We start from the raw sequence: 23,918 nt of genomic DNA, 5'->3' as shown, positions 1-23,918 counted from the left end.
CAGCCTCACCAAACAATATAGAATATCTTAAATAAAATTCATCTATTTTATTATACAATATTTTTCCATAAAAGCATCTACAAAATTAAAAAAAGGCTAGTAAAAGATACTGTTTATAGACGTTATTTAGACATAGCTGTGATAATATTTAACTGCAAAACATTAGTAAAGGAGGCATCTGCCATGAATAATTGTGATATCGGAAAAGCAATGACCATAAAGCTTGATGCTACTCTGCCGGAATATCCCAAGTTTAAAGATGGGGTTCGCCGTGCACCAAAGCGTGAGCTGACGCTTAATGAACGGGAAATAAAGCTGGCTTTAAAAAATGCGCTACGTTATATTCCGGAAGAACTCCACGCGCAACTCGCACCTGAGTTTTTAGAGGAGCTGTTGACCCTAGGGCGTATCTACGGCTACCGCTTTATGCCCAAGGAGCGTATCTATGGCAAACCCATTGATGCATACAAAGGCAACTGTATTGAGGGGAAGGCCTTTCAGGTTATGATTGACAACAATCTGAATCATGAAGTGGCACTCTACCCTTATGAGCTTGTCACCTACGGCGAAACCGGTCAGGTCTGCCAGAACTGGATGCAGTATCAGCTCATCAAGAAGTATCTTGAAATTCTGACAGACGAACAGACGCTCGTCATGATGTCCGGGCATCCCATGGGCCTGTTTAAATCGCACAAGACCAGCCCGCGCGTCGTTATTACCAATGGCCTCATGGTCGGCATGTTTGATAATCCCCACGATTGGGCCAAGGCCACCGCGATGGGTTGCTCGAGCTACGGCCAGATGACAGCAGGTGGCTGGATGTATATCGGCCCGCAGGGTATTGTACACGGTACCTTTAATACATTGCTGAATGCTGGTCGAAAGGTGCTTGGTGTCGCACCAGACGGTGATCTAAGCGGCCACCTGTTTGTGACGTCGGGTCTTGGCGGCATGAGCGGCGCGCAGCCTAAAGCAATTGAAATCGCGGGCGGTGTGGGTATCGTGGCCGAAGTTGATCCCTCGCGCATTGAAACCCGTCACAGTCAGGGCTGGGTGGGCAAGGTTACCGACAACCTCAAAGAAGCATTTGCCTGGGCAAAAGACGCGCAGGAAAAGAAAGAGGTTCTCTCCATCGCCTACCAAGGAAACATCATTGATCTGCTCGAGTACGCTTTAGACAATAACATTCACATCGATCTGTTGTCCGACCAGACCTCCTGCCATGTGCCTTATGACGGCGGCTATTGCCCACAAGGTCTCACCTTTGAGCAGCGCACCGAAATGCTCAAAAATGATATAGAAAACTTTAGTAAGCTGGTTGATGCGTCACTGATCCATCATTATCATATTATTAAAAAGCTGGTCGAACGCGGAAGCTATTTCTTCGATTATGGCAACGCTTTTATGAAGGCTGTATTTGATGCCGGTGCCAAGGATATAGCCAAAAACGGCATTGATACCAGCGAAGGCTTTATCTTCCCGTCCTATGTCGAGGACATCATGGGCCCCATGCTATTTGACTACGGTTACGGCCCGTTCCGTTGGTGCTGTCTCTCGGGCAAGCCGGAGGATCTGCACAAAACAGATCATGCCGCAATGAAAGTCATCGACCCTAACCGCCGTGGCCAGGACCGCGACAACTATATCTGGATTCGTGATGCGGAAAAGAATAAGCTGGTCGTTGGTACTCAGTGCCGTATTCTCTATCAAGATGCTTTGGGCCGCCGCGATATTGCATTGAAATTCAACGAAATGATTCGTAACGGCGAGATTGGGCCGGTTATGCTTGGCCGTGACCATCACGATACCGGCGGTACTGATTCCCCTTATCGTGAAACCTCCAATATCTATGACGGGAGCAACGTCACCGCGGATATGGCCATTCAGTGCTATGCCGGCAACGCCGCACGCGGTATGAGTCTTGTTGCGTTGCATAACGGCGGTGGCGTTGGCGTTAGCAAAGCAATCAATGGCGGCTTCGGTATGGTGCTCGATGGCAGTAAACGCGTGGACGACATCCTGATGACGGCAATGCCGTGGGATACCATGATTGGCGTAGCCAGAAGAAACTGGGCCCGCTGTGAGCATTCCATCGAAACGGTGGCCGAATATAATGAAATTCGCAATGGTACAGACTACATCACAATGCCCTATATCGCCTCGGATGAGCTAATCGAAAAAGTTTACCGCGAGGTTATCAAATAAAGCAAGACGGAGGAACCGCCATGAGCAAAAAATTAATTTGTCACGCCGCAGAACTGGTTACCTGCGCTGGCAGCGCGCCAAAGCATGGCATCAAAATGTCGGATATCGGCCTGATTCGAGATGGCGCAGTTCTGATCAGCGGCGATAAAATTGAAGCTGTCGGAACGACCGAAGAGCTGATAAAAGAGTGTGGAAATACCGGCTGCGAAATCATAGACGCCACCGGAAAAACCGTTCTGCCTGGTTTTGTCGATTCGCATACGCATTTTGTTTTCGGTGGCTATCGCGCCGATGAATTTTCATGGCGGCTGCGCGGTGACAGCTATATGTCTATCATGGAGCGCGGCGGCGGCATCAATGCCACCGTCGGAAAAACCCGTGCGGCCACACTGGAAGAGCTTGTTGAGGCCGGTCGCGACCGTCTGACACGGATGCTGGAATTCGGTGTGACCACCGTAGAAGGCAAAAGCGGCTATGGTTTGGATAAGGAGACCGAGCTCAAGCAACTGCGCGCTATGAAAGCGCTGGATAGCATGCAGCCTGTGGACATTGTACCCACCTTTATGGGTCCACACAGTGTACTGCCAGAATACAAAGGGCGCGAGCGGGACTTTCTCGATATGCTACTGCGTGATGTTGCCCCCGTTGTAAAGGCTGAAAATCTCGCGGAGTTTGCGGATATCTTCACTGAAAAGAACGTTTTCTCCATTGAGGATTCGCGTTATTACCTCAATGCCGCCAAGGCGATGGGCTTTAAGCTTAAAATCCATGCCGACGAAATGGTGCAGCTTGGCGGCGCCGAACTGGCCGCCGAGGTTGGCGCGATTTCTGCCGACCATCTGCTACAAGCGTCCGACAAAGGCATTTATGACATGGCCAAGGCTGGCGTTATCGGCACCATGCTGCCCGCCACCGCGTTCTGTCTCAAGGAAGATTTCGCACGTGCCCGCAAGATGATCGACGACGGCATGGCGGTCGCTATTGCCAGCGATTTGAATCCTGGTAGCTGCTTTACTAATTCCATTCCCCTACTGATTGCACTGGCCTGCATTTACATGCATCTGTCCATAGAAGAAGTGATTACCGCGTTGACCATTAATGGTGCTGCAGCTGTTGGCCGCGCCGACCGAGTCGGCAGTATAGAGCCAGGCAAACAGGCGGATATCATCTTTTTGAAATATCCGTCGGTTCACTTTCTTCCCTATCACACCACCATCAATCTGGTCGAAACCGTCATGAAAAACGGCGAAATCGTATTGACTCGATAATCACTCTCCCCTATAAAAATGGAAAACGGGCTTGCTATTTATAGCGGGCCCGTTTTCCTCATATTAGAAGAACTGAAACACCCGCCCCCGAAAATAATCTCGGCGACGGGCGGTTTTAATCTTTTGGGCGCAGATAGAACAATTAAGTATCCAGCGGCTTCTGATCAAAATAGGTGTTTAATAAAATAGAAGTCTGAGACATACCAAATTTCCGTATTTCACTTAGCTGTTGCTCTAGCTCTGTAGAATCGGCAACCTGAATACGAAGCAAAGCATTATTGACACCAATGATGTGATGATGCTCAACAATGGCCGGATTTTCTTCAGCAAAAGTGCAGAATTTAGTATAGGTTTCCGGTGGTACATTGATCATAATATAAGCCGAAAGTTTTTTACCTATCATATTGACATCTAGCTTTGCCCGAAATGCCTGAATAGCCCCAGACTCGCGCAGGCGCAAAATGCGTTCTGAAACGGCGGGTGCAGTCAGGCCAACCTGCTTACCAATTTCGCGCGTGGTCGTCTTACAATCCTGCTGCAAAATATTCATGATTTTGATGTCTGTCCGATCCATATGCGGGCTCCTTCTGTAACGGTAGCATTTTGTAAAGCTAAAGCCTGATTGTTTTAAATATTGTTAATCGAAAGGATTATAGCACAAAACAGATTCCATGTACAGTTCACGCGGATCAGGCTATAATGAACACAAAATCTGAGCAAACCACAAAATAGGATTACAGGAGATGATCATATGGAACATCTGAATCTGCCTATAACAGGCATCTGTTCTTTCGGAAAATACCCAATCTGCACCGATTTATCACAGCTTGACGCAGATATCGCCGTTTTAGGCGTACCGGTTGATTTTGCTGTCGGATATATGAGTGGCGCGCGGCTTGCGCCCCGCCGAATTCGTGAAGCCTCCACCCAGTATGGACGTGGCGACGCAGGCTTCTACGATTTTGAAAGCGATTGTGTACGCCTTGCCGCACCCCTTAAAATTGTGGACTGTGGAGATGCAGACATTTTACATGCCGACCCACAACACACCTTTGACGCAGTAGTGGAAAGCGTCAAGGCTATCTTACACCGCGGTGCTGTGCCGATTGTCATCGGTGGCGACCATTCTATCAGTGCGCCAGTGGGTAAAGCGCTTGAAGCGATCGGCGAAGAAATTTGCGTGGTGCAGATAGACGCTCACCTCGACTGGGCTGACCACGTAGGGCAGTTAAAATACGGCAATGGTAGTCCAATGCGTCGCATGTCCGAAATGCCTCACATCGGGCCAATGGCGCAAATTGGCCTGCGCGGTATTGGCAGCAGCAAAAAAGCGGATTTTGAAACCGCAAAAGCCTATGGTAGCGTTTTGATTTCGGCCCGAGAGGCACATACTATCGGTGTCGCAGGTATCTTAGCCAAAATACCAGAAGCAAAAAATTATTATATTACCGTGGACATTGACGGATTTGATATCTCTATTGCGCCCGGCGTCGCCTCTCCCTATCCGGGCGGGTTGTTGTTTGATCAGGTATGTGATATCATTTGCGGCATTGCACAAAAAGGCCGCATTGTCGCTGCCGATCTGGTGGAGGTCTCCCCTGCTTATGACCCTTCCGGCAGCACCGTGCGTTTGGGTGCTTTAACCCTGTTACATATCATGACCCAGATTGAAACACAGATTAAAATATGATAAGGCAAAGCCGCGTGCGAATCAACACGCGGCTTTATTATATACACTAGGAGCGCGGTCCTGCCAACTGCACAACAGCAAAGGGGGATCATTCAATCGACGGTGTAAACGGTTTAGATTGCAATACACGATTTCCAGAAGCGTGAGGACGCTTTTAGTTATGCTTGGATATTTTTAGTTGGTATTAAACAATGATGGGTAATAATCCCCTGTTTTGCATCTGTTTTTAGTTAGTGTGTATCAGGTCGACTTAGTCGTCGGTATTGTGGCGGCAGAATGGCTAATTATCGTTCTTAGTCTAATCGCGGAAATATAAGTCTCTGGTGTAGACTTTGTCCAATACATCCGCTATATCTTCGTGATATCGGTTTGCTATAATTACGTCACTTATAGATTTAAATTCCTCTAGATCTCGGATAACACGGCTATTGAAGAAACAGTCCTCCGACATAGACGGCTCATAGATGACCACTTCTATTCCCTTCGCCTTAATGCGCTTCATGACGCCTTGTATAGAGGACTGACGGAAGTTATCAGAATTCGCTTTCATGGTCAATCGATAAACACCGACGATCTTAGGATTATGTGCAATAATCTGGTCTGCAATAAAGTCTTTACGAGTTGTGTTTGCGTCTACTATCGCACCGATCAGATTCTGTGGAACATCTTCATAATTGGCGCGAAGCTGTTTGGTATCTTTAGGCAAGCAATAGCCGCCATAGCCAAAGGATGGGTTGTTATATTGATCTCCTATGCGTGGATCAAGGCAAACACCCTCTATGATTGCTTTTGTATTCAGCCCCTTGGTTTCAGCATATGTGTCCAACTCATTGAAATAAGCTACGCGCAACGCTAGGTATGTATTAGAAAACAGCTTAATCGCTTCTGCCTCAGTTGGATTCACGTATAGCGTAGGAATATTCTCTTTTAATGCGCCTTGCTTTAATAGGTTTGCAAAGGTCTGTGCTGCTTTTTGTAAACGTGCATTTCCAATAGGTGTGCCGACAATAATTCGGCTTGGATAAAGATTGTCATATAGGGCATGTCCTTCGCGTAGAAATTCTGGGCTGAAAAGAATATTGTCACAGCAATATTTTGTACGAACATGCTCTGTAAAACCAACGGGCACTGTCGATTTGATAATCATAACAGCATCGGGGTTGACCTTAATAACCTGTTGAATAACGCTCTCGACCGATGTAGTATCAAAATAGTTCTTTACAGGATCATAGTTTGTTGGCGCTGCAATAATTACGTATTCAGCATCTGCATAGGCAGAGTCCCCGTCGATCGTAGCAACCAAATCCAGTATTTTGGTGGTCAGAAATACTTCTATGTCTTCGTCCACAATAGGAGACATTTTTTCGTTTATAAGTGCTACTTTTGCCGGAATAATGTCAACTGCTTTGACAGCATTATATTGTGATAACAAAACAGCCATCGAAAGGCCGACATATCCAGTGCCTGCAACTGCGATATTCATGTAATCGCACTCCTTTTTCCCATATAATATTCTCTTACACCATTGGGTAAACATTTTTTACCCATCGCATAAAGGCATACTGAGTTTAAACAAAAATCACGTTCTGCGCTGATGTGTCAGCGCATGTAATTAGCTCATCTCCCAAGTTGCATCGGAACCGGTTTTTATGTGCTTCCAAATCATAATCTGATGCCAGCATACTTGCTCAGATCAGCTCTTGCTGCAGAGCGAGCATCCACTAAATTTAGCAGATTTCTGGATGGTTGTTGCCATGTTACCGGTAATAATGATCCCATTTATAATTTTCATAATTAAAAATGCCTATCGTTTCACTAAGCCTGCCGAGTGTCCTTGCATAATGTATTTTAAGTATACTAGCAGCACATTATATTTCTTGACGATCTTATATAGTTTAAAGAATTGTCTACCTTCAGTAGAATATAGACCCTTGGTGTATAATTAATCTATCTAAAAACTGGAGCATAAATCATGTACTCTGCCGCATGTAGGTAGCATAAGATATTAGTTAAGTTTTCTGGCCTTTACTTTCTAACCCACTCTGTTTCCAAAGAGCAATAAAAAGTAATATATATAGTCCAAAGTAAGTCCAGTTTATAAAGCATAGAAATTCTTCGATATCAAGAACGTTCTTTGAAGCGAGATTATATCCAACAAGGATAGCAACAATGAATAAACTTTGCAGCATTGTCTTGAGTCGCTGTTTATTTGCAATAACAAAACCATGCATCATTCCATTAACAACAAAACGCGCTGCATACATTGGAATAAGAATTTTCACAAATGTTCCACTTCGTATCCACGCATTACCATAGATTAATGAAAATGCAGGTTCCGCAATAAACCATAGCAATGTAAATCCAAGCGATGATATCGCTACTAGTAAAATGGCGGTACTACGCAAAGTAGAACGAAATGCTCCGGTATTGTCGTACTCTGCTGAAGCATTTTTAAAAAAAACTCTTGACACATTATTGCTTACTAAGGAAAGTGGGATCCCTAAAATAGTCACTGAAAGTGAGAAGAATCCACCTTCTCGAGATGAAAATATCGTATTAATTATGAGCACAAGTGTCGAATATGAAAACTGTAAAATGAATATGCCTGGGAGAGCATAAAATGGTTGCGCTTTATAAATCTTTGCCACTTCGACAACTCTTTTTATATCTATCGCTAAAATATAACCCATATGTCGTACTATTGATTGTGATTGCCTTTTTATGCCTGCAATGTATCCCAATGTTTGCCCAACTAACAATCCTAAGATGCTAGAATGAAATAAACCAAGCACTACTTTTACAAGGTTAGACACTATCGATCGCCTTAAGGTAATTTTCGCCATAAGCCCATACTCATTATGTCTGTTATTGTATGATTCTACAATAGCCACTAATCCTGACATCATAAACCAAAAAACAGCAATGTATATTAGATTGCCAACCGATTTGTATTTCTCAGATTTGAAATGAAGAAAGAAAATTAACCCTATCAAAAAAATAACTGATGTCAAAATAACTAACAAAAATGTAAGCTTACACAAAGCATACTCATCTTGGTCTTTAGAATTCACAATAGAAATATGATATTGTAGAGTTGCGATCGGGACGAACATAGTCGCTAATGATACAATTAATGATAAATCACCAAATGTTTCAGGAGCATATAATCTCGTGGTTATGGGACTTATCAGCATACTAATAATCTGTCCACTAAGTACTCCAACAGAAAGCATCACAATATGTTTTGCATCTGCTTTTTGAGCCATTCTTTTGATTCGATTCCAAACACCAGACATATATGTTCTCATCTCTGACTTCTAGTATTTAAATACTTCATTAAACAATCATACATATCGTTTTGCATTGCCTTTACCATATCATCTGTAATCTGATATCTATCAATAATATGATTAATTGACGGGACATCTTCAAACGACTTTACTTTACAAGGAGGACATTCAACACCATGAGCAGAATAATAGTCGTCAAATTTAAAACCGGAGCCCATAGGCGCATCAGTAAAATAAATACGTTGATTTGGAATACGAAAAGCATCTGCAATGATCAGTCCATGCAAACTACTGGATAGGATGATTTCACATTCTGCGATTTCCCTAACGACATCAAGGACATCTCTACGCATATCAATAATATGAATATTGGGGTATCGCTCTAGTACATACTTTAATTCACAACATTCACTTTCACGATAATGTGGGATTATACCTACTTTATACTTTTTATACACAATTCCATCAAGTAACATTGGTGTTAGTATTCCAGCGTCACCCAATACAGGAGATATGTTGCAGTTTAGAGTTTTTTCAATGAGTTCTTTGCTCTTCTGACCACGTAATGCCATCAATTGAACATTATTCCTAGCCAATCCCTTTAATTTTTTTCCATAATCATGAATAAAACCAGTCCCCCATGTCACACAGCATTCACTGCTGTTTTTGTACATAAATGGTTTTTTTATTATCGTCCTTAAGTTATTTCCGTTCCAATCATAATTAATGAATAGTATCTCTAAAAAACTTCCTATCCCTGTTAATTCTGTCTCCCAAATATTTGTACTTTTAACAATAGGGACTTGAAAAACCCTGTCAAATAGATACTCATTCAGTAAGTCCCCAGCATTCTGAATTTTGCTGTATGCCAATTTGATTGGTAACATGTTGCTGCCTCCCTATCTTCTATTGTAAACTGATACTATATGTTTTTGTTTATTAGGATTCTTAAATCTCAATCCTGTACCTTTACCGAACAAGAACCCTAACAAAACGTAAAAATACCCCTCTATCATAAAACTGTTTGAAACCATCAGCCTAAATAACGAAAGTATACTCAATGCAATATAAAGGCGTTTGCGGCCTTCCCCTCCTATAAATAGATTCTCAATTGCTTTGGCCATCAATATCACAGCCAGAACCGTCCCCCATACTGTTCCAAAATCCATCCATAACTCAAGAAAAAGATTATGTGGATAAGCTATCCACCTGCCAAACTGCCTTATATAATATCTGTCGGCAAATAATCCAGAGACCTTAGTTCCATTTGCAGCGATAGATACAATTGCAGACTCGTATATATAATTTCTGGTTAATGTACTAAACAGATTACCATTTGCTAAGTATTCAAGTGCTCTCATCTTTTCCAGCCCCAATGATTGAAGTATTTCGAGCATACACTTGAATATGGCAATGTAAAAGTCTGATACTAAAATGATTGAAACAATAACACCTAACGAAATTAAAAGAAGTATTTTAGTAGACTTTTTTCGATTATCATATAAGTAAAGCATCAGGCAGGATGCTGAAATAACAATAAATGATTGTCTACCACCTGCTAATATCATAACTAAGCTAATTGCTAATAAAGCAAAATCACTTTTCCTCTTATTTTTTATATAATTTTCGAATATTATAATTGTGAGTGGAGACAACTGCACTCCCCAATATTGTTCTCCCCAATAATTCATATACCCTAATGGAAAAGCAGTCAGCATAAGCAAACTACCTATCCAAGCATATTTTCTTAATATCCCAAATGTGTCTTCAAACGTCTTTACCTGTGATAGAACCACCCCACATGGTAGAAACACTAAAACAATTTGTCTAAGAAACATATGATATTCAATGTAATATTGCTCTGTATATGGAAATGTCGCTTTATTTATCATCAAAATACCGATATATAAGAGTTCAAAAAAAACTATCTTCTTTATAATAAATTTATTTTGTATTGAAATTTTCACCAAATTATAAAACCACAATATATAAAAAAATAATGAGCCAAAATTTGTAACAGCTTCTAATCCGATTCCTGACAAAATTACTTTAATCGAATATGATCCTGAGTAAAATAAAAACATACAGCCAAGGAGTGCAATTGCATCTGAATCATAAGTCGTTTTATAATTTCTAATTTTTAATTCTGCCGTATTTGTCATTTAATACCTCTAAATTGAAATTTATCATTTTATTTCTTTTTTATATATTCTACAATTGATGCAAAAGTATTAGGAAAATGGAAGATTTGCTGAGATTGCTTCCTAATAGATTCTGCAACCAGAGCAGCATCCTTACCATCATACATACAGTGATAAAAGTCAACAATCTCGTCAATTAAAACTGCGTCATCATTTGCAGGAACTCTATGATAGTAGTCACAATTCATATCATCTAACTCGGTTATCACTCCGGAAATAATTGGAAGACCTTTTGCACAGTATTCCTTTCCTTTTAATGTGCTGTTATAATTAACACCAACTCTGTGCCTGGCTAATGTATCTATCCCAATATCGCACACATCATAAATAGTTTCTAGCGCTTCACCAAAAAGCCTTCCATGAAAGACCACATTATCTTCAAGACTATTTTCTTCTACAATTTCTTTATATTTCGTCAGAGCTCTTCCTTCTCCTACCATATGAAATACCACACCATTTGTTTTAACAACATCTTTTTGATTTGCGATACCCATTAGGATTCTGTCATAGCCATGCCAATAATCAAATAATGCAACTGCGATTATATTAATACCGTCATGCGTCTTAGTGTTTTTTAAGGATACTTTTTTATAATCTATTCCATTTGATATTCTCAACGTAGGTATCCCAAAAATAACTGGATCAACTGAATATGTAACAATACGATCTAGATATTTGTACAAATATTTTCTCGCCTTTTTATCTCTGGGAATCGCCAAAAATCTTCTCCGCCCACCGAATTCTTGATCATACGGATATGTAGGTATTTCCATTAATATTTTAATGGACGGGTTAATTCTCTTGATTTTTTTAAGTGCATGAATCTGTCTTATATCACAATAGCCTTTGCGAATATAGATAAAGTCCACTGTATTTAAATCAATATTGTTAATTAAATAATCATATAAACATCCTGTTACGTAAGCAGTAGCTAAAAACTTTGAAATTATTTTTCTAAATTTATAATAATTCCCCGATGGAATATCATTGGCGTCCACAATAATCATATCAAAGCCCGCATTTTCAAAGCACTTTATTTGTGAAACAATTTTCTTGGCAACACCATCAGATGGATTAGTTATATCATAGGTAGTTAAATAAACACCCCTCATATGCATTATCCTTTACCTTTATATCTTATTTATTAACTTATTGACATTAAACATCGTAGAAGCCCCAAACGGTTCATCAAGAACACCGCAGCAATTCGTATTCTTAGATTTAAGGACTGTAATTCCATGGATGTCTATCCAATCTTTTTTCACAGTAAAGAATACCTTGTTTTTAAATGGAAGTTTCATAAACTGTTCTGCGTGTTCTTTTTTGCAGACATTCTGGTCATTCATTTTCACGAGCATAGATTCCCAGTTTATTCGCTCACAGCGACTTTTCCACTTAAAAGCCGCCTCTTCTCGAGAATGAAAATGTAGCATTGCAATCTCCACATCATCCAATCTTGCAATTGGATATGATCCAAACCTTTTATCATTCATGTAATAATTCTTGTGCCTAGCTTGATCTGGTTCAACAAAAATCATTTCACAATCTTCCACATAATGTCTTAGGTTTGAGACAAACTTTAAATATTCCTCTGCCATGAAGAACATACCTACAGTAGGAGTCTGTTTCGGCAATCCGTATGATTCGTAAACAATTCCACCCCAACAATTGTTGGAAATAATTGTGAAATTTGTCGTATCTAGTTTTTTTCTTCTATAATTGCTGCTAGCTTTTACATAATTGTTACGTAGCCCAAGTAGAATCCCATCTAAAGTCATATTTTCACCTTTCCTACAACTTTTGTGGCAAAGCCACATATCATAACAAATTTTGCTCAAGATAGTATTTCTCAAGCTGACAAGCAGACTGACGACTATCAAAGCCTTTTTTCTTTATTAATGCTATTGCGTTATTAGAGACTAAGGTGCGATCCATATCAATATCTAGATTCAGTATTACATTACTCCACTTCACAATTTCTGCATACAACGGGATGAAAATAAGATTACCCGTTAAATCCACATCCGTTGTTATGGCATCTGACACTATGCATTTGAGTCCGTTGGACTGTTCCTCAACAAGCGCCAGTGGAAGCCCTTCAAAAAGCGATGGCATAAGAACTAAATCCATAGCACACAGATAATCTGCAACATAATCTGTATTCCCGACAAAACACACCATGTCAGCAATTTTCAGTGCTTGCGCTTTCTTCATAATATCCTGTTTCAGTCTTCCATCACCCAAAAGTAGCAACCTGCAATTGTTATCTTTTTGATATGCATCCGCAAATATGTCTAAAATCAGAGTATGATTTTTTGCCTCTACAAAGTTTCCTACGTGACCGATTATTTTATTAGAATGCCAGCCCAACTTATCCCTTATTACATAACGCTTCTTCTGGTCAAATGCAAATTTCTCTGTATCAATACCGTTGTTGATGACCTGGAATCCCCGTTTGCCAAATAACCATTCTCCTGCTTTCTGACCACAGGCAAGGTAACCATTGCATAAGGCATAGAAAGGAATTCTACACAGTATATCTAATTTTTTGAATTTGCACGTGCTGTTGTGACTGTGTGCAATCCTAGTCTTTATCCCAGCTTTCTTTGCTGCAAACAGTTCCAAGGCAATTGTTGCACTATTACCATGAACATGAACAATATCATAACCCTTACAAACTTTGGAAAACCTACTAATAAATCTGATAAAGTGTCTGATACTTCTCGGCACAACCGTAATTTTGCTCTTGGCAGCTTCTATCTCCAATCGTATATTATCATCCGGTTCTTCAATTGCAACAAAATCAATCCGAATATCTGTTTTATCGATATTTCTGAATAAATTGAGCATTACATTAGTGACGCCATTTTTGGTATAGGAGTTTGTCGAGCTCATTAGTACCTTTATCTTTTTCATCTAAATATCTCCCAAATTAGCAAGAGAAAAATCTATATTGAGCTTCTCTCGCAGCAGCTTCAATATTTATTGATCTGTTCTACCAATCATAATTCCATTTAAATCGTGAGCTTTTTATAAATCAATCTATAAGCCGCGAAAAACTAAAATTATCTAGATCATTATTTGGGAAGTTTGAAGTTTGAATTCACTTTACGTTCTGTTGCTCATAAATTTTAGCATCTACAAGCGTTCGATACCATTGATGATACATATAGTGGTATATAAAGCCTTCCTTACCATCCAAAAAGCCAAGTTTGAAAATATAATTATATATAAAAAGAAGCCAACACCGTAAAAACAAGGGGAAGCGATAATACACCCCAAATTTCTTATTTCTTGTACTCGATATTGCTGCATCCTTAACAATTATTTCCGCTGATTTTCCATTTTTAAACTCGTAATAATCTTGCACTTCCCGAGTTGCATACCAGTTCATTTTATCTATCCAGTGTGTCAAATTTTTGAAATCATAATGTATAAACCTATTTTTTGCATATACTGACGTGCCATTACTTAGTATAGTATGCTCATCCATATTGCGGTCCTCTATCCGACCAATTCCTGTTTTAAAAAGCATAAGCTTTCGTTTATTGCGACACCCATGCTTGATTTTACGATCCATAAAATATAACCACGCTTCCATGGTTATACCATTGACATCATCATCAAAATGATCAGCCATTAGCTGCTCCAATTCGCTACGGAGGTCGATTGTAAGCCTTTCGTCGGCATCAAGACGAAAAGTCCATTTTGTTGTGATATTTACGTTGTCCAATCCCCAGTTAAACTGTCTTGCATAATTTTCAAAAGGATGTATATATACATCCGCTCCCCATTCCCTCGCAATTTGCGTTGTGCGGTCTGTACTTCCGCTGTCCAACACAACTACGCGTGTAGCAAAACCGTTTAAAGATTTTAGACAATCCGGCAAATTTACTTCTTCATTTTTTGTCAATATCAAAATTGTAACATCAGCCATTATCAATCTCCATTTTCTTAACAGAGGAGGATAGTGTATATTCTCTGTAGTTAATCCTATATTCGCTAATCGTCATAACATAACTCATACTACCAAAGGCTTTATGTATAATTCTAGTAAAGCATCCTGCTAGTTCCAACATCCAACCAGTGCCCCTAGCAAGTCTTATTTTCCTGCCGTGCGCTTCGGCAACCATTTTAACCATCTCTGATGTATTGCTGTACTCTGCATTCTGCGGCCAGAAAAGGCCTTGGTCATTGTTTGTCACCATCAGCCGGACAAACTCACAGAGATTTTCAATATACAGCATGGAACGCTGATTCTTTACATATGGAAAAAACGGCATTTTCAACGCAACCTTTACGAGCGTCTGATAATTTCCTTTGCAACCTTTACCGTAAATCATTGGCGCTCGAATAATTGCGACATGAAATCGCTCATCATTTAGCGGCAAAATACCATTTTCGGCCTGTAATTTACTGTCACCGTAAAAATTAGATGGACATGGAACAGTATCTTTAGTGATAACCTTATTCTTGCCTATAGGTGCACTATCACCATAAACTATAATGCTGCTCATAAAAATAAACTGTTTTGCGCCGTCATTTTTAGCCTTTGTAGCCACCTCTATTGTCAAATTAGTATTAACACGATAGTATCTTGCTCTTGTCTCTTGCGATGCATGTCCTGTATCAGAGTGTGCAATACCCGCTACATGGAAAATTGAATCATACTGACTAAAATTCTTCTTGCGCCATCCATCGCCATGGATGCTAATAGTATCAACCTGATATTTATCCGGCCACTGCTTAACATAATTCTCAAAAGAAGTTCCCACATAGCTATTGGCGCCGGTAATTAAAATACGTTTCATTTTACAACCGACTCCCTTTTTCGCAATTCACCTGTCCCACCCTCTACAACGCCATCGTGTTTAAGCACAGCCAGTACCGTACCTATAAAACAGCGGCAGTCAAACACAATACTCATCCGTTCGACGTATTCACCATCAAGTCTAGCTTTGACTTCTATCGGCAGTTCGTCTCTACCATTAATTTGCGCCCAGCCAGTCAAGCCTACCGGGACATCATTGGCACCATATTTGTCCCGCTCTTCAATCAAATCGTATTGATTCCAAAGTGCCGGTCTGGGGCCAATAATGCTCATTTCGCCTATGAAGATATTCCAAATCTGCGGCAGTTCATCTAAGCTTGTTTTTCTCAGAAATTTACCGACTCTCGTTATCCACTGTTCCGGATCTTCTAGCAAATGCGTCGGCATATCTTTTGGCGTATCAATACGCATAGTGCGGAATTTAAGAATATTAAAGTGGCTTTTATGTATACCCACTCTCGTTTGCTTGAAAAGAATTGGCCCCGGCGAATCAAGCTTAATTGCAATAACTAAAACTAAAAATACCGGTGCTAAAACAACTATTCCCAATAAGGATAACAGAATATCAATTACACGTTTAAGCCGCATATAAGACATATTAATTACTCCCTAATGTATCAGACTATTATTCTTTTCTTACTGTTCTGCCGCATTCAATATGCGTCCAATCTTGTATTGTTACATTACGTTCGATGATTGCGCCGCTACTGATAATGCACCCCACGCCGATTTTAGCGTTTGCACTAATCGTAACCTTCGCCTCCACTACCGTACCATAGCCGATCTCGGCACTAGGGGAGACAGTTGCAGTACTATGTATCAGCGTCGGCAGAATAAAACCATATTGCACCAGCATTCCAATCCACTTTTGGCGTAGTGCATTGTTACCAACAGATGGGATCGCAATTGGGTATTCATCTAAATACTTCCAACAGTTATCGCAAGTATCCATCGTATGGGGATTGAGCGGATCATCGTCCAAAAAAGCGATTTTCTTAAACACTCTGACGTCTTGCGCAAGTTCTTTAACCACTTGCCCCTGACCGCCTGCACCTAAAATCAGCAGATTCATCTGCTTCGCATGGGACTGTTTTGACAATGTCGCTAGAGCTTTATTTTTCTTTTCTTCAGCCTCTGAACGGGTCTTGGCATAGCAATATCCATACACAATTTTGCCGTCCGGAGTTCTGCCTTTTTCGTACCGCGCTTCAAAGCGCCCGTCGCTTCTTAGTCGAATATTAGCACCCGTTTTCATGGAGCACTCCTTAAGTGGTCAATAGTAGTCAATTGTTTATTAAAACCTTGTTCATATTAGCATTATTTCCATCTATTGTCAATATGGTGTACGTATTTATAAAATTTGCAACTGATAATAGTGGTCGATTGATGGTCAATGGTGGGCAACTTGTAGTAACAACAAACAATTACTATTCAAGCCCTTTTTTCTTATCTATCACTCTAGTAGCAAAAAAATTACGCCATGGCTTTGCATTAGGCCTTAGCGTAATTTTTATTGTTCTCTATTACGTTGGTAGTCAATTATTCCTCAATATAACAGCAGCAATAATCAACCACGATGTCGGTAGAGACCTTGAATTTACTGCTCGCTGGCACCTCAAACATTTGACCTTCACCATAGGCCACCCATGTTTCGCTACCGGGGAGCAGAGCATTCAGCGTTCCAGCTAATACCTCCATCTTTTCTTTCGCCGCTGTGCCAAACTCGTATTCACCGGGCATAATGATGCCCAGCGTTTTGCGTGTGCCGTCAGCCAGATAAATGGTTCGGCTGGTCACCTTGCCGTCATAGTAAACATTTGCTCTTTTAACAATTGTGGCATTCTGAAATTGATCCATGATAATACCCCCGGAAGTTATTTTTACGATACTACCACATACTACAGCAATATAGCAATCATTATTTTTCAGCATCAAACGTCGTAAAAAACCCCTATAAAAGAAAAAACATAATCTTTACAAGCATTTAGCTGTGTAGAGATTATGTGTATATGGGTGGCTCGTTCGTTAATTATTCCGCTTCCGGTAGGAATATCTCGCCTGAAAGTTTTTCAACAGCATCCTTTTGCATTTTGGGTGAAACATGAGAATAGGTGTCCAATGTGATTGCAATGCCGGAATGCCCTAGCCGTTCAGAGGCAATCTTTGCGGGAATGCCATTCTCCAGCATCATCGTTGCATTGGTATGCCTAATGTCATGCAGTCGAATGTGTTTCAGCCCATGTTTTTTCAAAAAGTTGGCAAATTTGTGAGAAAAGCTACCAGTGTGATAAGGGCTGCCGTCATCCCGACAACAGATCAAGTCATTATTTTTGTATGTTGAACCTAATTGCAGCCTAATCTTATTCTGTCTGACTCGGTGTTGTCTTAACTTCTCAATCAATGATTCCGATAACAACAACTTACGGTTGCCCGATTTCGTCTTAGGACTACCAAATTTATGCTCACCATTGATGCACACCAGATTGCGGTATATAGTTATCGTTTGTTCGTCCCAGTTGATATCTGACCATTTTAACGCTAATAGCTCACCACGTCTCAAGCCAGTCTCTAAATCAACCATGAGAGGTATTTCCATATCAGTCCCTTTGGCGCAACTGAGTAATTTAGCCACCTCATCGGTGTTGTAGACCTCGGCTTTATATTTTCCCTGCTTTGGCGCACTCACAAAATCAGCTGGATTAAGGGATATCAGTCGTGTCTTGTAGGCATATTGCAGTACTTCGCGCAAGGTTGTGTGAACGTAGCGAACACTGCGTGGTGATAATCCGATTTGTGACAACTGCGTATACATGTGCTGTATCTCTATGCCGGTCAGCTTCTGAACCAAGATATGTCCGATATAGGGAATTGTATGTTTATCAAAGTTTACTTTATAACCGCGAACTGTGCTGGGCGCTAGTTGTGGCACGGCATAGACCGTAAGCCATTGGTCAATGAGCATTTGTACCGTCATTTTCGACGGTGCTATGTAGCTGCCGCTGTTGTATTCCGAAATTCTCTTGGCAAGCTCATCTTGCGCCTGCCCTTTGTTGCCCTTTACAGTGATGTATTCTCTTATGCGCTTTCCGTTAACATCGACACCCTTATCCAGAACAACCTGCCAAGATGTGCCATTTTTAGTTTTGCGTTTCCTAACGTGACCTGTCATAATTATCTCTTCCTTTCGATTGAAAAACATAGCCCGGCAAAACACCGGGCTTTCCTCTTCCATAAGCGACCATTTCAGCTTTCAAGTCCAAGCCACTTCACAAAGTGCTGCTTGGGAACGCGGTAGGTCGAACCCAGCTTAAGGTGCTGAATGCCCTCATATTGGATTAGATGCAGCGCCTTGGTATATCCGATATCAAGGTAGTCAGCGATCATTCGTGCGGTTAAGATTTCAGGTAGGTCTTCTAGCTTTCTATTTTCATGCGAACAATTCATATCGTACGCTCCTTAAATTAATTAGGGTGGTTACCCTTTTGCGCTATAATATCATGCAAATAAAACATTGGCAAATTTCTCCCATTGATGTTTTTTGTTGCATTTGCATAGCGGATTTTTGCTATATGCTGTCATTTATGAGGCACCAAGGCTTTTTGCAAATGTCGTACTAACCCATAGGCGCGTAATCGGAAAATGCTCTCGCAATTGCCTCAAATGCCTTTTTAGAAACGTGATGGTAGGCTTTTCAGACATTATTTTCAGTATTATGCACAATTTTCACTCATAAAAAGAGTTTGTTTAAACTTGACAACATACATTGGAACCTTCAAATTATTGATTTTTCTGGTACGAGTGTAACGATCCCGCTCACAATCTAAAATGCCCGACTGCTTCCATGATGACAGAATCACCTCAGTGCTGCTGAAGTTGGCTTGGCTGAGTATTTTGGGCAACTCAGATTTCAAAACCGCAATTTCGACATTGTCTCCAATAGACTTATAAGTACCAATCGCATTTGTAGTATACATTGGATTATAGTTATTACCTTTTGAATCTTGAAACTGGCTGTTATGAGTTACCGTGTATTGGTACAGCATTTCAAGCGCCTCCATACCGATGTCCCGTTTCTGCTGAGAATCTAGTTTAGCAAGCATCTCCTCGATAGCCGCAATATTAAGCCCAAGAGCTAATACGTGATTGGCATAATGAGCTGCAAGAACAATGATTGCCAGCACATTTACGGCCCTTGCGGCATAATGGTTCGAGGGTATTATCCCCAACAGCTGTTCTTTACAAGCGTCATAGTCTGCAAACAGTGCATCATCGGGTAATGCAAGCAGGTACTCTGCCATCTCAATCGAAGGATGTCCATAGTTTTTCTGAATCACACGCTTAATTCTATGAGAATTTTCTGCCGAGCGGGTAAAAGTAGCGTCGCAGATTTCGATCAGGCGAAACGATAAGCCAACATTGTTATTGCGAGGCAATTTCGACTCACCCGATGATATTAATGTGCAGTTCCATCTACCGGCGCGCCTTACCCCTCCGTCAGGTTTAGCACGCTCTTTGCCCTTGCCCTGGCTGATGTTGTAAATCGTGCCAGTGAAATCGGATAGATTAGACTCTTCGCTCTCATCAATCACAATTGGAAACCCGAAATTTCCATCAGTGCTCCAAAGAGTGCATTCTTCGTATTAACCCATTGTTTGAATAGACGTTCGCACTCAGGGTGGGCGAATGCGGATAGCGCCAGCTTCTCTGCCGTGGTTTTTCCAACACTTGAATTACCGACCATATGGATAAATAAAGCTTTGTGGCTACTGACCTCCTGAAGCCTTGGCACCAGCATAGCTGAAAAGCCTGCCGCCAAAACGAGCTCCATCGCGGTCTGCCCAAGAACCTCTTCCTTCACCATGTTGACCCAAGCCGACAACGTACCAGTAGGTGCAAGCGCAGTGGCATCGGTATGATTGCTTGGTACACCCTCACCGAGCAACTTGTGGTGATAAAATATGTAATGGTTCTGATTCTCTAAATCCCACCCCAATTTTTCATGTCGATAGTCCACCGGCGCATCTTTTTCCGTCTTCAAGAGGTACGCCAACACGTCCTTATAATTTTTGTCTGTGATGTCCACGCCCTTATCAGCCAAAACATCATAGCGTTTGGCTGTCAAGTCACCTCGGCTGATAACAATCTTCTTAAGGCGATTCGGGTCGTTCGTTTGCATCGTCAACTCCAAAAGCTCAGTGTCCTAATGCAAGTTAACCAACTTCTTACTTACTTCCACATATCTGCACAGCGGCAGCCAGGATTGCTCATCTGTATCTTTTTTCTTTACGTAACGGTAGACCAACCCATTTTCAGGATATGGGTAATAGGGATAATACGGGTAATCTGCTGGGTTAATTTCATTAGTTTTCATATATATAAAACCTCCTTTAAAGGTAGCAAGGAGATTTTATACCATATTTTCCTGATTATCAAGCCATTTTTTCATTTTTAGTGAATTGAACAAGGGACATCGAAAAACGCGCTTTTACGGCGATGCTTTAAAAATCCGCCATTTTTATCCTACCGCTCAAAGTTCGCAGTTTTTTACGCAGATTCCTGTCATTTTGGGCATGACGAATATTGAAATCTCTTTCCACATTCAAAAAATCGATAATTGATAAAAAAAGTGCACAAAAATTTTTTAGTGTCACGGGGATTCGGGACGATTACACGAAGGTGCCGGGGCGAGAAAGATCAGGTTGAACCTGTGGATTTTCCAAAAACCACGTGATTCCCGCCCGTTGGCACACACATATATAATTATATCTTATGTTTGTTGGCCTGTTCCTTAACGGTAGCCAGCGCTGTTTGATAAACAGTGAGTGCCAGCGATACCCCAGCCACAAAAAGATCCAGTAGCTTTTCGTTCATTCACAGTCCCCCTTTTTTAAAACGCCTTGCTCAGACAATAATCAAAGCAACACAGAATAATTAACGTGCCAAAGAAACCGATCAAATAGACGTTCATGAATTTCCCTCCACTAATTATAACGACCCGACAAAGCGATGATCTCTGCTTTATCGGGTCATTTTATTATTATTTTGTATGCATCCGCTCAATGTGCCAATGCTTCAAGCTCCTTTTTCTGGCTTTCGGTGAGTGCCGCTTGTTTATGTATTAGAAGAACGAAGTCTGTTCCCCCAATATTCACACGGTATTTGCTCACCTTATCGCTTGTCAGGAACTTGCCGATAATCCCCAGCGAAATAAAAAGCAGTGGATTAAACGGCGTCAAAAGAAACACCATATTGCTCAATTTTGAAAGCTTTCGGTTACCAGCATATTTTTTAATGGATTCCCGAAGACTTTGTGCGGCATCCCCAACGGCGACTACAGCGCCATATTCGCTATCAAGTGCGTCGTTAAGGGCAGCCGGATTATTGACGGTGATTGTTTTACTCAGATATGCAGGGTCGCTAAACATACTTTAAATCCTCCTCATTCATTTTTATTGTCCTACTCTTAATGATTTTCCGCACCCACCTTTCGCTATAACCGTACTTTAAAGCGATATGTTTATAATTTTTGCCATCATACTCCTTTAGAATCTGAGTTTGTATAAACTTGCTGTCCAGCAGCTTTGTAGGAAAAACAACCTGTAAACCCTTATAATGCTCATACATCTGGACAGCAATTTCCACGTCCATGTCCGACGCAATATCTCGATAGAAGCCGTTCAACTGTTCCGCAATTAACTCCTCAGCCATTACCATCCCCTCCCAATGGTGTGATTATAGCGCCTTCGCATTGAACTTTCTTGCGTCCAGTTGCCTGAACTTTTTCTTAGAAAATTCCATTGGCTATTGGAGCATGATCTAACCGGCATTGTCCTGCGGAAGTGTAAAGGGCTTTAATATCCACCGATGGCGCACAGCCGCGCCAAGAGGATGATATCCGACGCCATCCTCGGAAGCAATTTGATAAAGCTTTTGGGCATAGGGTTTTAGAAGCAGATAGAGCTCCCCTATCCGCTTTACCACCTGTTTAGTCTGGCAACCGGTACCATAGGCTAAAATGATCTTATCGCAGTCTTTGCATGACTTATTAATAATGAGATCGTTCTCACCGTTTGTGCCGTAAATACCGCCTTTAAGTTGAGAATACAGATTCATGATAGACACCGAACCAATCCCCAGCTTACAACAATTCTGGAGTATATACATACCGCTCATATCAGTCGCAATGACGTTGGCAACGGATGACGGTGACAGCATAATAATTGCTGCTGACGGCTGATTAGCCTCCCACACCCTGCGTATTAGATATAAGTGCGTCTTATCATCAGAATAAATAGCCTCATTTTTAATCGAAGCCTTTTGGATAATCATAAACAGTACTCCTCTTTAAATGCTCCTATTTGCTTTGGCGTCATGAGCGCGTGTGGAATTAAATATTCTTTACAAGTGCTGTTATTGACCGGTACCAATGCAACGAAGAGATCATAGTCCTTTAAAGACTGTATCCATGCTGTTTCAATTATCAGAGGCTTAAGCTCTTCGTACGATTGAACCAGAACTATTGCGCCGTAATCTGCCAAGCTGAATTCTGAAAGCGACCGGCAGATTTTTTCGGAGGCGCAATAGCTCTGATGAAGAGTGCGAAAGCGTGCTGTAATATAAATATACAAATCATTATCGATCTGCTTTTCCAATTCTAGAGCATCCGACCATGTTTGGACTTCAATCATTTTACCACCTCATTTTTTATAGTTATCGGGTAATATGAAAACGGCGCTGGCGTTTGCAGCCATAAAGCTGTAAACGCCAGCGCAATTTTTATAAACAGCAATAGTACTGTTTATAGTTTATTAAATCATCTCCCATCTTTTTCCCCTGCAATAATTTCGACAGAGATATCGCTTTCCTGTATTGCCATCATTAATTGAGCCCCAAGCCGGAACCCCTGTTCAAAGGCGGCTTCAAGCTCTATCATGTTTTGCTCACTATACCACTCCTGCAACTGCTCCAATAGATAATGCTTGTCGGACGGAATGACGTCTTCCAACTCATGAATGGCAGAAATTATTTTTAATGTGGCATTGGCATAAGCTGGATTATTAGAGGGTGACGATTCAACCGGACATATGTCGCCATGATCGCGGTGATTGTGCTTTCATCCAATTTTAAGCCTCCTCAAAATTATTTATAGAATAATATATATTTAAGAGGCTTTTAGAAACGTTTCGGGCGCTTACAGCGGTCAAGCTGTAAGCGCCCTTATTATACTATTATGTTATTCTCTAGTGGGCGGCGGTTCTTCCGCCGCCCATAATTGACACTTCAGAGCTATATTAATTGTGTGATAATCAACGCATATCTACGTAATAAACCCATCATAGTATGATACTAATTTTCAATTAGTACGCGTTGTTTACGGTTGTTTTTAGATATTTTCAGCTATTGAGGCGACAAATCGGCGTCTTTTTTGCTTTT

24 protein-coding genes and 1 pseudogene are annotated in these 23,918 nt (G+C 41.1%); 3 read left to right on the top strand and 22 right to left on the bottom strand.

Annotated features, from left to right (window positions below):
• The first annotated feature begins 183 nt into the window (after positions 1 to 183).
• Both RBH76_02100 and hutI read left to right on the top strand, forming a co-directional pair.
• Positions 184 to 2,205, top strand: coding sequence for a urocanate hydratase (locus RBH76_02100; protein WMJ84236.1), 2,022 nt, complete (start codon positions 184 to 186; stop codon positions 2,203 to 2,205).
• Positions 2,206 to 2,225: 20 nt separating this feature from the next.
• Positions 2,226 to 3,473, top strand: a complete 1,248-nt coding sequence (gene hutI / locus RBH76_02095) for an imidazolonepropionase (protein WMJ84235.1) — start codon at positions 2,226 to 2,228, stop codon at positions 3,471 to 3,473.
• 142 nt (positions 3,474 to 3,615) lie between these two features.
• Here the strand turns inward: hutI and RBH76_02090 are convergent, their stop codons facing one another.
• Entirely contained in the window at positions 3,616 to 4,047 is a 432-nt protein-coding gene (locus RBH76_02090; GenBank protein ID WMJ84234.1) for an Lrp/AsnC family transcriptional regulator, read from the bottom strand.
• 177 nt (positions 4,048 to 4,224) lie between these two features.
• Between RBH76_02090 and RBH76_02085 the strand changes: the two genes are divergently transcribed.
• Positions 4,225 to 5,163, top strand: coding sequence for an agmatinase (locus RBH76_02085; protein ID WMJ84233.1), 939 nt, complete (start codon positions 4,225 to 4,227; stop codon positions 5,161 to 5,163).
• Positions 5,164 to 5,461: 298 nt separating this feature from the next.
• On the opposite strand, the gene RBH76_02080 is transcribed toward RBH76_02085, so the two are convergent.
• The 21 genes and pseudogenes from RBH76_02080 to RBH76_01980 all read right to left on the bottom strand — a co-directional run bounded on the left by RBH76_02080 (position 5,462) and on the right by RBH76_01980 (position 23,173).
• Positions 5,462 to 6,646 carry a nucleotide sugar dehydrogenase gene (locus RBH76_02080; protein WMJ84232.1) on the bottom strand — a complete coding sequence of 395 codons (1,185 nt, stop codon included), beginning with the start codon at positions 6,644 to 6,646 and terminating at the stop codon, positions 5,462 to 5,464.
• A 526-nt stretch (positions 6,647 to 7,172) separates the two neighbouring features.
• Entirely contained in the window at positions 7,173 to 8,471 is a 1,299-nt protein-coding gene (locus RBH76_02075) for an oligosaccharide flippase family protein (protein ID WMJ84231.1), read from the bottom strand.
• Positions 8,468 to 9,340, bottom strand: a complete 873-nt coding sequence (locus RBH76_02070; protein ID WMJ84230.1) for a polysaccharide pyruvyl transferase family protein — start codon at positions 9,338 to 9,340, stop codon at positions 8,468 to 8,470. The genes RBH76_02075 and RBH76_02070 overlap by 4 nt, the downstream gene beginning before the upstream one ends.
• A gap of 12 nt (positions 9,341 to 9,352) precedes the next feature.
• Complete coding sequence (locus RBH76_02065) at positions 9,353 to 10,615, bottom strand: O-antigen ligase family protein (protein ID WMJ84229.1); 1,263 nt, start codon at positions 10,613 to 10,615, stop codon at positions 9,353 to 9,355.
• A 29-nt stretch (positions 10,616 to 10,644) separates the two neighbouring features.
• Positions 10,645 to 11,766: a glycosyltransferase gene (locus RBH76_02060; GenBank protein ID WMJ84228.1), complete on the bottom strand. Its 1,122-nt coding sequence runs from the start codon at positions 11,764 to 11,766 to the stop codon at positions 10,645 to 10,647.
• 18 nt (positions 11,767 to 11,784) lie between these two features.
• Positions 11,785 to 12,432, bottom strand: a complete 648-nt coding sequence (locus tag RBH76_02055; GenBank protein WMJ84227.1) for a DUF1919 domain-containing protein — start codon at positions 12,430 to 12,432, stop codon at positions 11,785 to 11,787.
• Positions 12,433 to 12,472: 40 nt separating this feature from the next.
• Complete coding sequence (locus tag RBH76_02050; protein WMJ84226.1) at positions 12,473 to 13,570, bottom strand: glycosyltransferase; 1,098 nt, start codon at positions 13,568 to 13,570, stop codon at positions 12,473 to 12,475.
• A 187-nt stretch (positions 13,571 to 13,757) separates the two neighbouring features.
• Entirely contained in the window at positions 13,758 to 14,591 is an 834-nt protein-coding gene (locus tag RBH76_02045) for a glycosyltransferase family 2 protein (GenBank protein ID WMJ84225.1), read from the bottom strand.
• Positions 14,584 to 15,465, bottom strand: a complete 882-nt coding sequence (locus RBH76_02040) for an NAD-dependent epimerase/dehydratase family protein (GenBank protein ID WMJ84224.1) — start codon at positions 15,463 to 15,465, stop codon at positions 14,584 to 14,586. Before RBH76_02040 ends, RBH76_02045 begins: the two co-directional genes overlap by 8 nt.
• Complete coding sequence (locus RBH76_02035; protein WMJ84223.1) at positions 15,462 to 16,082, bottom strand: sugar transferase; 621 nt, start codon at positions 16,080 to 16,082, stop codon at positions 15,462 to 15,464. The genes RBH76_02040 and RBH76_02035 overlap by 4 nt, the downstream gene beginning before the upstream one ends.
• A gap of 28 nt (positions 16,083 to 16,110) precedes the next feature.
• A complete protein-coding gene (locus tag RBH76_02030; protein WMJ84222.1) occupies positions 16,111 to 16,740 on the bottom strand; it encodes a hypothetical protein in 630 nt (209 codons plus the stop codon).
• A gap of 284 nt (positions 16,741 to 17,024) precedes the next feature.
• Entirely contained in the window at positions 17,025 to 17,342 is a 318-nt protein-coding gene (locus RBH76_02025; protein WMJ84221.1) for a pyrimidine/purine nucleoside phosphorylase, read from the bottom strand.
• Positions 17,343 to 17,514: 172 nt separating this feature from the next.
• On the bottom strand, positions 17,515 to 18,654 hold the full coding sequence (locus RBH76_02020; protein ID WMJ84220.1) for a tyrosine-type recombinase/integrase: 1,140 nt from the start codon (positions 18,652 to 18,654) through the stop codon (positions 17,515 to 17,517).
• A 74-nt stretch (positions 18,655 to 18,728) separates the two neighbouring features.
• A complete protein-coding gene (locus RBH76_02015; GenBank protein WMJ84219.1) occupies positions 18,729 to 18,929 on the bottom strand; it encodes a hypothetical protein in 201 nt (66 codons plus the stop codon).
• 266 nt (positions 18,930 to 19,195) lie between these two features.
• Positions 19,196 to 19,543 (bottom strand): hypothetical protein, encoded by a 348-nt coding sequence (locus RBH76_02010; GenBank protein WMJ85185.1) that lies wholly within the window; start codon positions 19,541 to 19,543, stop codon positions 19,196 to 19,198.
• Between the two features lie 480 nt (positions 19,544 to 20,023).
• Positions 20,024 to 20,661, bottom strand: a pseudogene (locus RBH76_02005) (DUF927 domain-containing protein).
• Positions 20,662 to 20,685: 24 nt separating this feature from the next.
• Positions 20,686 to 20,856 (bottom strand): hypothetical protein, encoded by a 171-nt coding sequence (locus RBH76_02000; GenBank protein ID WMJ84218.1) that lies wholly within the window; start codon positions 20,854 to 20,856, stop codon positions 20,686 to 20,688.
• A gap of 685 nt (positions 20,857 to 21,541) precedes the next feature.
• The gene (locus tag RBH76_01995) at positions 21,542 to 21,910 is read right to left on the bottom strand and encodes a hypothetical protein (GenBank protein WMJ84217.1); all 369 of its coding nucleotides are present in this window, start codon (positions 21,908 to 21,910) and stop codon (positions 21,542 to 21,544) included.
• Positions 21,903 to 22,193: a Mor transcription activator family protein gene (locus RBH76_01990; GenBank protein WMJ84216.1), complete on the bottom strand. Its 291-nt coding sequence runs from the start codon at positions 22,191 to 22,193 to the stop codon at positions 21,903 to 21,905. The genes RBH76_01995 and RBH76_01990 overlap by 8 nt, the downstream gene beginning before the upstream one ends.
• Positions 22,194 to 22,301: 108 nt before the next feature.
• On the bottom strand, positions 22,302 to 22,814 hold the full coding sequence (locus tag RBH76_01985) for a DUF1643 domain-containing protein (GenBank protein WMJ84215.1): 513 nt from the start codon (positions 22,812 to 22,814) through the stop codon (positions 22,302 to 22,304).
• Positions 22,811 to 23,173 carry a hypothetical protein gene (locus RBH76_01980; GenBank protein WMJ84214.1) on the bottom strand — a complete coding sequence of 121 codons (363 nt, stop codon included), beginning with the start codon at positions 23,171 to 23,173 and terminating at the stop codon, positions 22,811 to 22,813. The genes RBH76_01985 and RBH76_01980 overlap by 4 nt, the downstream gene beginning before the upstream one ends.
• Between the last annotated feature and the right edge of the window lie 745 nt (positions 23,174 to 23,918).

It is taken from the genome of Oscillospiraceae bacterium MB24-C1 (assembly GCA_030913685.1).
Classification (GTDB): Bacteria; Bacillota; Clostridia; order Oscillospirales; family Ruminococcaceae; genus Yanshouia.
This window is presented reverse-complemented; position numbering and strand designations above follow the sequence as displayed.

Bases quoted from the DNA above. Each gene is read 5' to 3' on its own strand.
- RBH76_02100 (WMJ84236.1), top strand. From the start codon at position 184: ATGAATAATTGTGATATCGGAAAAGCAATGACCATAAAGCTTGATGCT.
- hutI (WMJ84235.1), top strand. From the start codon at position 2,226: ATGAGCAAAAAATTAATTTGTCACGCCGCAGAACTGGTTACCTGCGCT.
- RBH76_02090 (WMJ84234.1), bottom strand. From the start codon at position 4,047: ATGGATCGGACAGACATCAAAATCATGAATATTTTGCAGCAGGATTGT.
- RBH76_02085 (WMJ84233.1), top strand. From the start codon at position 4,225: ATGGAACATCTGAATCTGCCTATAACAGGCATCTGTTCTTTCGGAAAA.
- RBH76_02080 (WMJ84232.1), bottom strand. From the start codon at position 6,646: ATGAATATCGCAGTTGCAGGCACTGGATATGTCGGCCTTTCGATGGCT.
- RBH76_02075 (WMJ84231.1), bottom strand. From the start codon at position 8,471: ATGAGAACATATATGTCTGGTGTTTGGAATCGAATCAAAAGAATGGCT.
- RBH76_02070 (WMJ84230.1), bottom strand. From the start codon at position 9,340: ATGTTACCAATCAAATTGGCATACAGCAAAATTCAGAATGCTGGGGAC.
- RBH76_02065 (WMJ84229.1), bottom strand. From the start codon at position 10,615: ATGACAAATACGGCAGAATTAAAAATTAGAAATTATAAAACGACTTAT.
- RBH76_02060 (WMJ84228.1), bottom strand. From the start codon at position 11,766: ATGAGGGGTGTTTATTTAACTACCTATGATATAACTAATCCATCTGAT.
- RBH76_02055 (WMJ84227.1), bottom strand. From the start codon at position 12,432: ATGACTTTAGATGGGATTCTACTTGGGCTACGTAACAATTATGTAAAA.
- RBH76_02050 (WMJ84226.1), bottom strand. From the start codon at position 13,570: ATGAAAAAGATAAAGGTACTAATGAGCTCGACAAACTCCTATACCAAA.
- RBH76_02045 (WMJ84225.1), bottom strand. From the start codon at position 14,591: ATGGCTGATGTTACAATTTTGATATTGACAAAAAATGAAGAAGTAAAT.
- RBH76_02040 (WMJ84224.1), bottom strand. From the start codon at position 15,465: ATGAAACGTATTTTAATTACCGGCGCCAATAGCTATGTGGGAACTTCT.
- RBH76_02035 (WMJ84223.1), bottom strand. From the start codon at position 16,082: ATGTCTTATATGCGGCTTAAACGTGTAATTGATATTCTGTTATCCTTA.
- RBH76_02030 (WMJ84222.1), bottom strand. From the start codon at position 16,740: ATGAAAACGGGTGCTAATATTCGACTAAGAAGCGACGGGCGCTTTGAA.
- RBH76_02025 (WMJ84221.1), bottom strand. From the start codon at position 17,342: ATGGATCAATTTCAGAATGCCACAATTGTTAAAAGAGCAAATGTTTAC.
- RBH76_02020 (WMJ84220.1), bottom strand. From the start codon at position 18,654: ATGACAGGTCACGTTAGGAAACGCAAAACTAAAAATGGCACATCTTGG.
- RBH76_02015 (WMJ84219.1), bottom strand. From the start codon at position 18,929: ATGAATTGTTCGCATGAAAATAGAAAGCTAGAAGACCTACCTGAAATC.
- RBH76_02010 (WMJ85185.1), bottom strand. From the start codon at position 19,543: ATGGAGGCGCTTGAAATGCTGTACCAATACACGGTAACTCATAACAGC.
- RBH76_02000 (WMJ84218.1), bottom strand. From the start codon at position 20,856: ATGAAAACTAATGAAATTAACCCAGCAGATTACCCGTATTATCCCTAT.
- RBH76_01995 (WMJ84217.1), bottom strand. From the start codon at position 21,910: ATGTTTAGCGACCCTGCATATCTGAGTAAAACAATCACCGTCAATAAT.
- RBH76_01990 (WMJ84216.1), bottom strand. From the start codon at position 22,193: ATGGCTGAGGAGTTAATTGCGGAACAGTTGAACGGCTTCTATCGAGAT.
- RBH76_01985 (WMJ84215.1), bottom strand. From the start codon at position 22,814: ATGATTATCCAAAAGGCTTCGATTAAAAATGAGGCTATTTATTCTGAT.
- RBH76_01980 (WMJ84214.1), bottom strand. From the start codon at position 23,173: ATGATTGAAGTCCAAACATGGTCGGATGCTCTAGAATTGGAAAAGCAG.